This window comes from Kitasatospora sp. NPDC101801 (assembly GCF_044766665.1).
Lineage (GTDB): Bacteria > Actinomycetota > Actinomycetes > Streptomycetales > Streptomycetaceae > Kitasatospora.
The window spans coordinates 63,971-76,889 of record NZ_JBIWML010000021.1; the positions used below are offsets into that span (position 1 = coordinate 63,971).

General features: G+C 73.3%; 9 protein-coding genes. 2 read left to right on the forward strand and 7 right to left on the reverse strand.

The features are described 5' to 3' along the window. The first annotated feature begins 86 nt into the window (after nucleotides 1–86). Entirely contained in the window at nucleotides 87–2,282 is a 2,196-nt protein-coding gene (locus ACIRPK_RS22485) for a hypothetical protein (protein ID WP_403041053.1), read from the forward strand. Here ACIRPK_RS22485 and ACIRPK_RS22490 read toward each other — a convergent pair. Together ACIRPK_RS22490 and ACIRPK_RS22495 are read right to left on the reverse strand one after the other, a co-directional pair. Further along, nucleotides 2,204–3,946, reverse strand: a complete 1,743-nt coding sequence (locus ACIRPK_RS22490; RefSeq protein ID WP_403041054.1) for a CDP-glycerol glycerophosphotransferase family protein — start codon at nucleotides 3,944–3,946, stop codon at nucleotides 2,204–2,206. The two genes, ACIRPK_RS22485 and ACIRPK_RS22490, sit on opposite strands and share 79 nt — an antisense overlap. A 508-nt stretch (nucleotides 3,947–4,454) precedes the next feature. Then, nucleotides 4,455–4,787 carry a hypothetical protein gene (locus ACIRPK_RS22495; protein ID WP_403041055.1) on the reverse strand — a complete coding sequence of 111 codons (333 nt, stop codon included), beginning with the start codon at nucleotides 4,785–4,787 and terminating at the stop codon, nucleotides 4,455–4,457. Between the two features lie 311 nt (nucleotides 4,788–5,098). Here ACIRPK_RS22495 and ACIRPK_RS22500 point away from each other — a divergent pair, with 311 nt between their 5' ends. Beyond that, a complete protein-coding gene (locus tag ACIRPK_RS22500) occupies nucleotides 5,099–5,494 on the forward strand; it encodes a hypothetical protein (RefSeq protein ID WP_403041056.1) in 396 nt (131 codons plus the stop codon). A gap of 640 nt (nucleotides 5,495–6,134) precedes the next feature. On the opposite strand, the gene ACIRPK_RS22505 is transcribed toward ACIRPK_RS22500, so the two are convergent. The 5 genes from ACIRPK_RS22505 to ACIRPK_RS22525 form a co-directional block, all read right to left on the reverse strand. Then, the gene (locus ACIRPK_RS22505) at nucleotides 6,135–7,001 is read right to left on the reverse strand and encodes a CinA family protein (RefSeq protein WP_403041057.1); all 867 of its coding nucleotides are present in this window, start codon (nucleotides 6,999–7,001) and stop codon (nucleotides 6,135–6,137) included. 78 nt (nucleotides 7,002–7,079) lie between these two features. Beyond that, nucleotides 7,080–9,350 carry a catalase gene (locus tag ACIRPK_RS22510; RefSeq protein ID WP_403041058.1) on the reverse strand — a complete coding sequence of 757 codons (2,271 nt, stop codon included), beginning with the start codon at nucleotides 9,348–9,350 and terminating at the stop codon, nucleotides 7,080–7,082. 441 nt (nucleotides 9,351–9,791) lie between these two features. Further along, the gene (locus ACIRPK_RS22515; RefSeq protein WP_403041059.1) at nucleotides 9,792–10,262 is read right to left on the reverse strand and encodes an STAS domain-containing protein; all 471 of its coding nucleotides are present in this window, start codon (nucleotides 10,260–10,262) and stop codon (nucleotides 9,792–9,794) included. A gap of 367 nt (nucleotides 10,263–10,629) precedes the next feature. Beyond that, nucleotides 10,630–12,231 (reverse strand): phytoene desaturase family protein, encoded by a 1,602-nt coding sequence (locus ACIRPK_RS22520; RefSeq protein WP_403041060.1) that lies wholly within the window; start codon nucleotides 12,229–12,231, stop codon nucleotides 10,630–10,632. A gap of 65 nt (nucleotides 12,232–12,296) precedes the next feature. After that, entirely contained in the window at nucleotides 12,297–12,755 is a 459-nt protein-coding gene (locus ACIRPK_RS22525; protein ID WP_403041061.1) for an SRPBCC family protein, read from the reverse strand. Nucleotides 12,756–12,919: the final 164 nt, after the last annotated feature.

A 12,919-nucleotide genomic window follows, 5' to 3' on the forward strand; every position in this document is an offset into this window, starting at 1 on the left:
GGGCGGGGGACACGCGGAATCCGGCTGTCCGGGGCGCCGCTGTCCAGTACCGTGGCTGTCGGTCAGCAAGCCGGAGAGGCGGGGTCATGAGCCTGGAGGACGGCAGGTCGAACGCTGGGCCGCCGGGTACCGCCAACAGTCTGTCAGGTGGCACGGTCAACGGCCCGGCCGTCCTGGCGGGAGCGGTGCACGGTGGCATCACGTTCAACTACCAGGCGGCGGCGGCCCCGGTCCCGAGCAGGCCGGACCAGGTGCCCCGCCCGCCTCGGCCGTTCGTGAACCGGCAGCAGCAGCTCGCGGATCTCGACGGACTGCTCACCTCCGGGGCGGACTGGGAGGGATGCCCCGTCGGTGTCTTCAGCGGGCTCCCCGGGGTCGGGAAGACCGCGGCCGCCTACACCTGGGCCCATCGCCGTCAGGACGCCTTCCCCGACGGGCAGTTGTTCGTGGACTTCACCGCGCTGCGCGGTGGCCCCGGCGCGGACGTATCGGAAGCCCTTGCGATGTGCCTGCGAGCACTGGGGGTGAGCGAGCAGTACCTGCCGACGGGCCTGGCCGACCGCACCGGCCTCTACCGGAGCCTGTCGGCCGACCGGCGGATGCTTGTGGTGCTCGACGACGTGACCTCGCCCGCCCAGGTGACGGCGCTGGTGCCGCAGGGGCGCGGCAGCGCGGTCCTGGCCACCAGCACGAGGCGGCTGGGCGAGCTCGCGATGGCCGGCGCCGCTCTGCTGCAACTGGACGTCCTCGACCGGCAGAGCGCGGTCGAGCTGCTGGCCGGACTGTGCGGCCGGGCCCGGGTCGACGCCGAGCCGGCCGCCGCGGCCCACCTCGTCGACCTGTGCGGCAGACTGCCCGTTGCGCTGCGGATCGCCGGAGCGCGGCTGGTGATCCACGGCGGGCTGACCATCGCCGGGCTGGCCGCCGAACTCGCCGACGAGCGGAGCCGGTTGAGCCGACTCTCGGTATCCTCCGCCCACCAGGAGCGCCCCGTGTCCGCCGCACTCGAACTTGCCCACCGAGACCTTCCGGCGCCGGCCGCCCGGCTCTACCGGGTGCTCGGCTGTCTGCCCGGCCGCACCTTCGACACGGCACTGGCGGCCGTCGCCGCCGCCCTCCCCGTGCCGCAGACCCAGGATCTGCTGGACGTCCTCGAATCAGCGAGCCTGCTCAGCCGCACCGACGACGGCCGCTACCGCCTGCACGAGCTGGTCCGGCTGCATGCCCTGGAAACGGCCCGTGACACCGACCCGCCGGAGACCGAGCGGCAGGTCGTCGGCCGGGTGGCCGGGCACTACCTGGTGCTCACCACCCTCGCCGACCTGGCGGTACGGGCCGACCGGCTGAGGATCACCGAGGTGGCCGGACTCGTCGGCCACCGGGGCGACGGCCGGGCGGACCCGCACGATCCGTTCGCCCGCGCGGACGACCCGGGGCAGGACGCCATCGCGTGGCTGGAGGCCGAGCGGGCCAACCTGCTCACGGTGCTCCGCGCGGCGGCCCGGTTCGGCTTCGACCGGCAGACCTGGCAGCTGGCGGAGGTGCTCACCGTCCTGTTCCTGCACCACCGGCACCTGGCCGACTGGCGGGAGTCACTCGACCTCGGTGCGGCGGCCGCCGCCAGGGACGGTCAGGCGGCCGCCGAGGCGCGGCTGCGCAGCCTGCTGTCCAGGCCCTTGCTCGACCTCGGCCGCGACGACCAGGCCCGGGAGCAGTTGGAGCAGGCGGAGCGGCTCGCCGCCGGATCCGGCCACCTCGTCCTGCAGGCGTCGGTGCAGGAGTTCTTCGGGCGGTACTGGGACCGGCACGACCCGGCCCGCGCCGTCGACGCCTACCGGGCCGCCCTGGCGATGAACATCCAGGCCGGCGAACCCCGTGGCCAGGCCCTGGCCAGGTACTTCCTCGGCTGCGCCCACAGCGCGGCCGGAGAACACGGCACCGGGGCGCGGGAGCTCACCACGGCCCGGGACAGCTTCCTGGACCTCCGGGACCCGCGGATGGCGGCTCGGGCCCTGGCGGACCTCGGCCGGGCCCGGGCCTGGGCCGGCGAGGGGCCGGCCGCGGTCACGGCGCTGACCACCGCCGTCGACGAACTCCACCGGCAGAGTGCCCACCACTACGAGGCGCAGGCCCTGGAGGACCTGGCCGGCCTGCTCACCGACCCGGGCGGGGCCGACGGCCTCCTGCGGCGCGCGCTGGCCATCTACGAGGCGGGCGGCAGTCCTCGTGCGGAGGTGCTCCGGGCCCGCCTCGCGGACGGCTCCGAGGGCGGCAGCACCTGACGCAGCCACAGTTCCTGTTCACGGTCCCCGACCCGGAGGTGGACGGAGCTGACGGCGCGTCGGCCCAGCCGCAGGCAGGCGTAGACGCCCGCCGCCGCGAGCCCGGGATCGGGCGGCGGGTCGCAGCGGGCGGTGGCCAGCAGCACGCTGCCGTCCCGGAGGCCGAGCAGGCAGCCGTCCGCCACCGCGAGCGCCGCGAGCTGCGCACCGGGGAAGTCGGCCAGCAGACCGGCGATCCGGGCCAACCCGGTCTCCTCGGGGACCGCCGCCCCCGCCCGGAGCAGGACGGACGCGCTCTCACTGAGCCGGGGGTCCGGCTCGTCCACGTCGCAGGCGAGATGCCAGAAGAGGTGCTCCTGCTCGGCGCCTTCCACGGCCAGCCGGGCCGGGTACCGGCGGATCTCCACCTCGACCCGGTCCGTCGCCCGCTCGACCACGGTCCGCACGGACATCGCCGTGACCGGGGCCCCGGTGGTCGGCGGTGCGGGATAGGCATGGGTACCTCGGACGGGGCCGTCGGGGACCGGCAGCCCGAGCAGGTCGTAGACCAGCCGGCGGATACGGGGCTGCGCCTTGCCGGGATCGGCGAACGCCCGCGCGGTGATCTCCGCGAACCGGCCCGGTCGGTGTTCCGTCACAGCAGCGTCGACCTGGGCCCGCAACGGGCCGGCGTCCAGCCACCGCGCCGCCGCGCGCAGCCCGTACCCCGCCGTCTGCGGCACCGACTCGGCGCCGAACGCGCCCAATAGGAGCGGGCGGTCGACGGCGGCGCCGTACAGCGTGACCGACCCGTGGTCGCCGATCACCAGGTCTGCGGCGACCAGCGCCTGCTGCCAGCCGTTGGTCGGGTCGACCACGAGCAGGCCGGCTTCCGTCGCCGCCTGCTGCATGCTCCGGATCTGCCAGGCGCCGTGCGCCGCCCACACGTTCGGGTGCAGGACCAGGGCCACCCGGAACTCGTCGGCCGGCAGCTGGGACAGCAGCTCGGTCGGCAGGTCGGGACGGTTCGCGATGAGCGAGCCGGCACCCCAGGTGGAACTCACCAGCACCAGCCGCAGACCGTCCGGCACCCCCAACGCGGCCCGGTACCTGTCACGCCACCGGACACTGGCCAGCAACCGGTCCAAGCAGGGGTCACCCACCAGGACGGTCCGCCCGACCGTGTTCGGACGGGCGGCGGCCAGCTGCTTCTCCTGCTCGGGATGGGAGAGCGTGAGCCAGGCCCGACGGGTGGTCAGCAACTCGTCCGCCACCAGCCCCGAGAGCCGGGTGCCGGGGCCCGCGGAGTCCGGTACGAACTTCTGGAAGCCCACGCCGTGGGGCAGTACCAGCACCGGGTAGTCGCCCGTGGGGACACCGATGTTCTCGCTGGCGGTGAGCAGCAGGTCGGGCTTGATGTCCTCCAGTTGCGCCCACGGGAGCGTCCGGCAGCCGAGCGACCTCAGGAGTGCGAGCACACCGTCGTTGAACGCCGACGAGGGATCGTAGGCGAAGACGGTCGCCACCCGGGGGTCGTCGTGGACCACCGCGGGGAGCACGTCCAGCACCCGGACGAGTGAGGTGACCGTCCTGGCAGCCACCACCAGGGTCCTGGTGCTCCCGAAGGTCCGCCAACGCCACGCCTCGGGACCGACCGGGACGAGAACGCGTCCGTCAGGCTCCATCGCACACCTCCGCCCGAAGGCAGAATCGCACACAGCCCGTCAGACGTGCTCGCGGCTCGCGGCTCGCGGCTCGCGGCTCGCGGCTCGCGGCTCGCGGCTCGCGGCTCGCGGCTCGCGGCTCGCGGCTCGCGGCTATTGTTCGTAGCGCACCGAGGCATTCCCGGCAACTTTTTCACCACCCGATCTTCCTTCGGAAGGTTACTTGGTGGTGCGGCAGTGGTCTATGACGCCGAGTCAGCCGACAGCTGCGGCGGGCAGCCGTGCTGAGGAGGCGGACCTCGCGGCGAGTCTGTGTTCGTCCGGAGAGTTGCGGGGAAGACGGCGCGTCCTCGCCAGGCGTACACGCTGGTGGGTGCCATCGGCGTGCTCCTTGTGCGCGGCGGTCAGCCGTTGGCCGGCCGGGGCGTCGTCGAGCCTGAGCAACGGCGCCGCGGTCTTTGCCGGCGACGGCGCCGTCGCGGAGGCGACTCGCAGGGAGCGGCTCGCGAGAGGGACTCTCGTCGGGTTGTCATACGGAGGTGCGGGACAGCCAGTAGGCCTTGATCCGATCGGCGGCGGCAGCGAATCCCGGCTGCGGAGCCCATCGCAACCGGTACGGGGTCGGCACGCGCAAGGGTTGGCGGCTGCGGCCCTTCGCGTCGCGGCCGCGCCGGTGCACGAAAATTTCCTCGGTCACCTCACCCGGCAATGACCCTCCTACGTGTCCGCAGGGGAGCTTGTTGCGCTCTTTCATGATCAACTCGATGTCCCTCACCTCCGCCCAGCGGCAGAAGTGCACGGTGACGAACATCAGCTGGAACCGAATACCGGCCGGGGCCAGCACCACCGCCCGCCGAACCACGCCAGCAGGATCACCACAGTGACCGGCACGCCGGAGGCCAGTGCCGCGACACCCGGGTGCCCCACGAAGTAGGCCGCCGACCATGCCGCGACAACTGCACCCGCCCCGAACGCCGACAACGCCCGGCGAAGCCGCCACTCGGCCGGCAGCCCGACCACCACCCTGTCCACCCCGTGATCCACAACCAGCTACGCTACGCCCGCCACCCGCTGACGGACAGAGGACCGCCCCCCTCCACTTCCGGCGAGCAGCCGAAGCCTGCCGGACCTGGCCACCCGCGCCGACGAGTGAATGCACGAAGGCACCGGCCGGTGACCACCACCGCCCCGCTCGGCGTCGCGGTCGCCGACACCTCCGTCCTGCTCGCGGCGTTCAACCGCAAGGACGACGTCCACCAGCAGGGCGCCGACGCGCCGTCCCCGGCCCGGGTCCTGACCATGTCCCCTGAGCTCGACCACCTCCTGGCCCGTCGCGCCGGAGAGGCCGAAGCGGTCAACGCCATCACCCGGCTCGGCGCCCTCGCCGGACAGGGACTCGTCGTCCTCCCGTCGGCCGACCGCTGCCTCTACGCAGACGCCGAAGCCCTGCTCCGCCAGTACCAGGGCCACGCCCTCGGTCTCCAGCCACGGCGTCAACGACGAAGGCCAGATCGTCGTGACCGTCCCGCAGGACTGACGGCCGCCGGTCGGTGGTGGGCCGTCAGGTAGGGGTGTCCGGTGGCGGGCAGCACGTCGGCGACCGGGACGGGGACCAGGGTGGGGGAGTCGACGTGGACTCACGCCGCCTCGCGTTCCAGGCCGGACCGGACCTGGGACACCCGGGATGCCGAGCAGCCGCCGGTCGTGGTGACCTTGACGATCACGTCGGTGGGGTCCGTGATCGCCGGATCCGGACCTCCTCGAAGCGGACGTCCCGCGTTCTGTGCCAGGTCAGCGCCTTCATCGCCACTCCTCGCTCCCGTTTCGGGAACTGGGAGGACGTCCGGACGGTACGTGCCCCGTCCGGTGAGGGCTGGTCCACGTGTCAGGGATTTCGCGCGTGGTTGCGCAGCGCGGTACGGCCCAGGAAGTACGAGAGTGCCCGCTGTGCCGTGCCCGGGTCACGTGGGCGGGTCTGATAGCAGGTGAGGCTGCAGAACCCCGTCGAGTTCCGGGCGGTCTGGTGCCCACACTCACCGCAGATCATGACGGAGCATTCGGCGCGCGGTGGTGGCGCCGTCTCGCTCTGTTTCGGTAGAGCGCGTGTCATCACGAACCTCCCGGACGTGCGGCTCAGTGGTAGCAGCGGGGACCGGATCGGCGGGCGGTCAGCTGACGCAGACCGGTCCCACCGTCCGGGGTGCCCCGCTCAGGGGGCCTCGCTGTCAGCGGCAGGGGGCTCACTCCCGGCAGCCCGCTCGGCGGGGCCGCCCTGGGGACGGTCGTCCGACTTGGCGCCGGGGCCCGCCACCCGTCCCGCATCCGGGCTGCCCAGGGCGCGTTGGATGCGCTCGGCAGCTGCTCCTACCTTCTCGTCGACGCTCTCACCGGAGCCGGGGGTGGCCTTCTGCTGCTCGCTCATGTCCGTTCCCTCTCGGTCGGCCGCTCCGCTGTGACGTGCTGCGTCACCTGCCGTGCGCCTGCCCCGTTCAGGTGGTTCAACACCTGGGGTGGGCGGGCCGCCCGGTGTCATACCGGGCGCCTCGCCGCCTCCGGCGTCCGCCGCTCCGGGGTGGCGGACGCCGGAGGCGGGGCGCAGACGGTCGCGCAGGGCGGTCAGGGCCGCGCCGACCGCGGCTCCTTGAACCGCGCGGCGGTTCCCGGAGACGTCGAGACGCAGGGAACAGGTTCGGTCCGGGGCGGCAAGGGCGATGTAGACGGTGCCGGGCTCGTGGCCGTCCTGCGGGGCGGGGCCGGCCACGCCGGTGGTGGCCAGGGCGTAGGTGGAGCCCAGGAGGCGGCGGACCCCTTCGGCCATCTGCTCGGCCACCTGGGGGTCGACCGGTCCGCGTGCCTCCAGCAGATCGGGGTCCACCTTCAGGATGTCCGCCTTGACGGCGGTCGCGTAGGCCGTGACGGATCCCAGGAACACCTCGCCTGCGCCGGGGGCTTCGGCGACGGTGAAGGCCAGCAGGCCGCCGGTGAGGGACTCGGCGACTGACAGGGTGCTCTCCGCCGCCGCGAGTGCGGCGAGGATCTGCCGGGTCAACCCGGCGTGCTCTGGCGTGGAGGACATCGTCCCTCCGTTCTGCCGCAGATCGAGCCTGCCGAGGCCCCTGGTGGCTGCGGGCTCCGGCAGGCCGGCCTGCCGGTGTCAGTTCGCGGGAGGGGGGAAGCGGTCCCACACCCGGTGGGTGCCCAGGTGGCCCACCAGGCCGTTGACCAGATCGGCCGCGCTGTCAGTGGTCACGATGCCGGGTGTGTGCGGGTCGAGGGAGGCCGAGGCCCACACGGGGTGCGCATCGGTGGGGCCGGCCAGCGGCTTGGCGTGCCGGTACGCCTCGCCGACGAGCAGCGTGACCCGGGAGTCCACGCCGCCGGCCGCGCCGTGCGGGGCGGACTTCGCGTCGCGCGCGCCGAGGTCGTCGGCCCCGGGGGTGGGCGCGCCGAGGACGAGGAGGGCGTCGAACTCCACCGAGCGGGCGGCGGCGAAGGTGCGTTGCACGGGGACGTCCTCGGCCAGGGGGGCGCCGGTGGGTGCGACGAGCAGTGCGGTCATCCCGGCGGCCCGTACCGCGTCGCGGGCCTCGCGAACCCTGCCGACGTCGGCGGCGGGGCCGGCGACGATCCCGATCACCCGGCCCTCGACCGGCCAGGACCCGGCCAGTTGGGACAGGGCCGGACTGGGCTCGGGGTCGGCGAGCTGCTCGGAACGGTGGGGTGCGGGCAGACTGAGACCGGCGGCGACCTCGGAGCAGAGGCGGGGGTCGATGTTGGCGAGCACCTGGAGGGTGCGCTCCTTGATCGCCTGCTCGTGGACCTTGGACAGCTCGAAGGTGTAAGCCGCGATCACGTGCTGCTGCTCGGTGGGGGTGAGGCTGAGCCAGAACAGCCGGGGCTGGCTGAAGTGGTCGGAGAACGATGCCGGGGCCTCGCGGACCTTCGCCGCCGCCGGAACGGGAGTCGGGAAGTCGACGTAGCCGCGCTCGGCGGGGCCGGCGAAGAACGGGCATCCGCCGTCGAGGGAGTTCGGCTTGTACGGGGCGACGCCGGTGTGGACGGCGTCCTGGTGGAAGCCGTCGCGGAGCATGTCGTTGACGGGCGCGTGGGTGCGGTTGACCGGGATCTGGGCGAAGTTGGGGCCGCCGAGGCGGGTGATCTGGGTGTCGAGGTAGGAGAACAGCCGCCCCGCGAGCAGCGGGTCGTCGGTGACGTCGATTCCGGGGACCAGGTGGCCGGGGTGGAAGGCGACCTGCTCGGTCTCCGCGAAGTAGTTCGTCGGGTTGGCGGTCAGCGTCATCAGCCCGACCGGCCGCACCGGGGCGAGCTCCTCGGGGACGAGCTTGGTCGGGTCCAGCAGGTCGATCCCGTGGAAGGTCTGCCCGTCGGTGTCGGGGAACACCTGGATGCCGAGCTCCCACTCCGGGAAGGCCCCGGCTTCGATCGCGTCGGCGAGGTCGCGGCGGTGGAAGTCGGGGTCCGTCCCGTTGAGCAGCTGGGCCTCCTCCCAGACCAGGGAGTGCACGCCCGCCTTGGGCTTCCAGTGGAACTTCACCAGACTGGAGGCGCCTTCAGCGTTGACCAGGCGGAAGGTGTGGACGCCGAAGCCCTCCATCATCCGGTAGGAACGCGGGATGCCACGGTCGGACATGTTCCAGAGGGTGTGGTGGGTGGCCTCGGTGTGCAGGGAGACGAAGTCCCAGAAGGTGTCGTGGGCGGACTGCGCCTGCGGGATCTCCCGGTCGGGGTGCGGCTTGCCGGCGTGGATGACGTCGGGGAACTTGATCGCGTCCTGGATGAAGAACACCGGGATGTTGTTGCCGACCAGGTCGAAGACGCCCTCCCCGGTGTAGAACTTCGTGGCGAAGCCACGGGTGTCGCGCACCGTGTCGGCCGAGCCCCGCGAGCCCAGCACGGTGGAGAACCGGACGAACACCGGCGTCTGCACCCCCTCGGCCAGGAACGCCGCCTGGCACACCCCTGCGGCGGTGCCGTACCCGCGGAAGACCCCGTGGGCGGCGGCCCCGCGGGCGTGCACCACCCGCTCCGGGATCCGCTCGTGGTCGAAGTGGGTGATCTTCTCCCGCAGGTGATGGTCCTGCAGCAGCACCGGCCCGCGAGGCCCGGCCTTCAACGAGTGGTCGCTGTCGGTCACCCGGCGGCCCTGAGCCGTCGTCAGGAACGCGCCCTCCTGCGCCCGGAGGGCCGGGTCGCCGCCGGCCGGGCGGGCGGTGGCGGACAGCGGGGCGGGCGCGGACTGGTCCGGCTTGGGCGGCAGCGGCTCCTGCGGCTCGGTGGGCTCGGCCAGCGTCGGTGGCCGAGCCCCGGGCGCACCGGGGAGGTCGGGGAGCTCTCGGTCCCTCAGCTCGGCGGTCTCATCCGCCACAGCGTCGACGACCTTCGGGACCGGGTTGGACTTGTCCATCATTCCTCCAGATCAGATACCGGCGAGCGGAGTTTTCAGCTTCCCGCCGGCCGGGGGACGGTGCTCGGCTCCCACGGTCAGGTCACGTCGGCAACCGTCCTCAGCCCGTGACTCCGCGTCTGCCCACCCAACCGGGCAGCACACACGCCACCCCGATCTGGCTGCGTAGACACCTCACGACATCGAGTGGTCAGGGCCGGGGCCGGGGCCCGTGCAAGACCGGCCCGCCGCCGGCGCGTACGGCACCCCCGCCCGCTCAGCTGTCGGGCCGCAACGAGCCGAATCCGGCGCTCCACCGTCCGTCTCCATGACGCTGCTGTTGCGCGGTGGGGCCCGGAACGCCGGTGAGGCGGCGGTCGACGCCTGGTTCCACGGAGCGGCGCGGTCGGGAAACCCGAACCCGGCCGCTGGTCGCCCGTGCAGGGCCCAGGCGTTGCTGTCTCACCGGGCTTTGACCAGCATCACCAAGGTCAGTCCCTCCGGGTCCGCACCGTTGGTGTTGGTGCGGCGCTCCCGGGCCCGGGGCGGGGTGTTCGGCCGGTAGGCGGCGAGGGCGAGGCGCACGTCGCGGGAGACGGCGAAGAGGTGCCTGGTCCCGGAGAGGAGCAGCAGGCGCAGGACAGGCGGGCTGGGCGCGATGAGGACGAGGGTCCGGCCGGTCCGCAGGGCCTCGGCGCGGCAGTCGAGAAGCTCGTTGAGGCCGGCGCAGGCGAAGAAGTCCACGTCCCGCAGGTCGACGCACACCACAGGACAGGGGAGCAGCATGGCCCGGTGCAGCGCGGTGCGGGCCGGCCTCGCGGTGTCGAAATCGAGGGTGCCCGCCAGGTAGCACAGGGCGGCGTCACCCAGGCGGGCGGTGACCGTGCGTATCGGCGTGTCCGGCAGGCAGGCGTCGTCGTGGTGGGGGTACATGGACTGGCCTCCAGGCCCGTCGATGGTCCCCACGCTACGAGGGAGCCCACTCGTACCAGCACCGTCCGGGGATCCCGGACCAGTGGTGGACGAGAAGCGGCGGGAGCGGCGTACGTCCGGTGTGGACACGCGCCGTCACTGCTCAGCCTACGCCGACCCACCCACTTCGGCACCGAACGGGCACGGCACCAGCAGTCCAGGCGCGGGCGATCCGGCCTGCGGCCCGGACCGTGAGCTGCGGTGATCCAGCTGCCGGCCCGTGACGGCGGGGCAGGACGGAGAGAGGCCGCGCGGGGCGCTGCGGACGCCGATCGTGGAGCCGAGGTGGCGGTCTCGATCGAGCCACCGCCGGGATCAGCGCGCGCGATCACCCCGCCAGGGTCCGCCGGGCGGTGGTCAGGACGGCCCGGGTGGCCGGGCTGCGGAGGGCGGCCCGGGCTGCGTTGGCTCCGGGGATGCCGTGCACGCCGCCGCCGGGGTGGGCGGAGGCGGAGGCGAGGTAGAGCCCGTTGACCGGGGTTTCGGGTCGGCCGGTGCCGGGAGTGGGTCGGAGGACGAGCTGCTGGTGCAGGGCGGTGGTCCCGCCGTTGATCGCCCCGCCGTGGAGGTTGGCGTCCATGCGCTGCAGGGTGACTGGGCTGAGGACGCGCCGGTTGCGGATCCGGCTGCGGAAGCCCGGGGCGAAGCGTTCGACCTGCGCCTCGATCCGGTCGGCCATCGCCTCCTGCTCGCGTTCGTTCCAGCTGCCGAGGATGCCGTCGGCGCCGGCGTCGTGCTCGATCCGCTGCGGGACGTGGGTGTACGCCCACGCGGACTCGGTGCCCTGCGGCGAGCGGGTCGGGTCCGCCGTGGTCATCTGGCCGACCAACAGGAACGGGCGGTCGGGGACGTGCCGGGTGGCGAGCTGCGCGGCGAAGCGGGTCAGGTCGTCCACGCCGTCGGCGAGGTGCACGGTGCCCGCGCCGGCCGCCGGCTCGGCCGTCCACGGCACGGGGCCGCTCAGCGCCCAGTCGACCTTGAAGGTGGAGAAGTCCCACTGGAAGCCCCGGTGCACGTCGCGCAGCAGCTGCGCGGGCAGGTGCTCGGCGGCGACGAGTTCGGTGAACAGCGTGGGCGCGGAGACATCGGCGAGCACCGCCCGCCGGGCCCGGACGGCGTTTCCGTCCGCCGTTCGGACCCCCAGCGCCCGGCCGTTGCGGACGATGACCTCCGTGACGCGTTCGCCGCACCGCACCTGCCCTCCGTGGCGCTCCAGGCGGCGCACCAGCGCGGCGGTGAGCGAGCCGGCCCCGCCGACCGGGACCGGGAAACCGTGGCTCTGCGCGAGCATGCTCATCAACCAGCCGAAACCGCCGCCGATCGCGGACTCCGGCGACAGGTCCGCGTGCAGGGCGTTGCCGGCCAGCAGCAGCCGGCCGCCCTCGCCTTCGAAGTACTCCTCGCCCAGCCGGCGGGCCGGCAGCAGCATGGTGCGGGCCAGTCGCAGCGCACCGGCCCCCCGCGCCTTCCCCAGCAGCCGCAGCCCGGGTCGCACCGGCGGGAACGGCGTGAACAGGCACCCCAGCAGCTCGCTGCCGAACCGCTCCCACAGCCCGTGCAACTCACGCCAGGCCTCACCGTCCCCTGCACCGAACCGCTCCAGACCCGCAGCGGTCGCCGCGACGTCCCGTTCCAGAACGGCACACCGGCCGTCGGGCAGGGGATGGGCGAGGACGCTCGGCGCGTGGCTCCAGCGCAGCCCGTCCTCCTCCAGCCGCAGCGCCCGCAGGACCGGCGACGCGGCAGCGAGCGGGTAGAACGAGCTGAACACGTCGCTGACGAAGTCCGGATCGACGCCGCAGTCGCTGCGCACCGCGCCGCCGGGCTCGGGCTGCTCCTCGAGGACCAGCACCTTCCAGCCGGCGTCCGCCAGCAGGTTGGCTGCGGTCAGGCCGTTGGGGCCTGCTCCGATGACCACTGCGTCTGCCATGGACAGCTCCTTGGTCGCTGAGGTGCGGGAACGCGCCGGGTCCCGTGCGCGCCGGTCGTCGGAAGTCAGGACGTGGGCCCGTCAGGGCCGGCGGTGGTGCGCTCCACCACGTCGGCCAACCGTCTGAGCATGCTGCGGTGCCGCACCTGTAGGAACGCGTCCGCTGCCGCGTTGTGCAGGGTCCCGACGCCTCGCAGGGGGTGCTCGTCCACGACGACCAGGCTCTCCTCCTCGCCCCACGGCCGGATCTCGATGGCGATCCTCGCGGTGCCGAGCGCGCCGCTGAGCGCCTCCAGTTCGAGCAGGTGGGGAGCCTCGCTCCGGCGGACGACCGTGCGCCCGCCGACCTTGCAGGGCCCGAGGGCCACCTGGTAGCGGAGATCCGCCCCGACCTGTGGCCACTCGCCCCTGCCGGGTGTGCTGCCTGCCACGCCGACCACCCAGTCGGAGAAGCGGTCCGGTTCGGCGAGCACGACCCACACCTGGTGCGGAGGCCGGTTGATGAGTTGGTGACGGACCGCCATGGTTCCTCCAGAAGTCCTCGGACCCTCCCGGGTCGGCGATTGGGATGACCAGCGAGGGGTTCGGCGCACCGGCGAAACGGCACCCCGCTACGCCGCGCTACCCTCCTCCACCTGGACCGATCGGCCGGTTCTCGGGTGTTTCATCGCGGCTGTGTGCGCAGCGC

Bases quoted from the DNA above. Each gene is read 5' to 3' on its own strand.
- ACIRPK_RS22485 (WP_403041053.1), top strand. From the start codon at position 87: ATGAGCCTGGAGGACGGCAGGTCGAACGCTGGGCCGCCGGGTACCGCC.
- ACIRPK_RS22490 (WP_403041054.1), bottom strand. From the start codon at position 3,946: ATGGAGCCTGACGGACGCGTTCTCGTCCCGGTCGGTCCCGAGGCGTGG.
- ACIRPK_RS22505 (WP_403041057.1), bottom strand. From the start codon at position 7,001: ATGTCCTCCACGCCAGAGCACGCCGGGTTGACCCGGCAGATCCTCGCC.
- ACIRPK_RS22510 (WP_403041058.1), bottom strand. From the start codon at position 9,350: ATGGACAAGTCCAACCCGGTCCCGAAGGTCGTCGACGCTGTGGCGGAT.
- ACIRPK_RS22515 (WP_403041059.1), bottom strand. From the start codon at position 10,262: ATGTACCCCCACCACGACGACGCCTGCCTGCCGGACACGCCGATACGC.
- ACIRPK_RS22520 (WP_403041060.1), bottom strand. From the start codon at position 12,231: ATGGCAGACGCAGTGGTCATCGGAGCAGGCCCCAACGGCCTGACCGCA.
- ACIRPK_RS22525 (WP_403041061.1), bottom strand. From the start codon at position 12,755: ATGGCGGTCCGTCACCAACTCATCAACCGGCCTCCGCACCAGGTGTGG.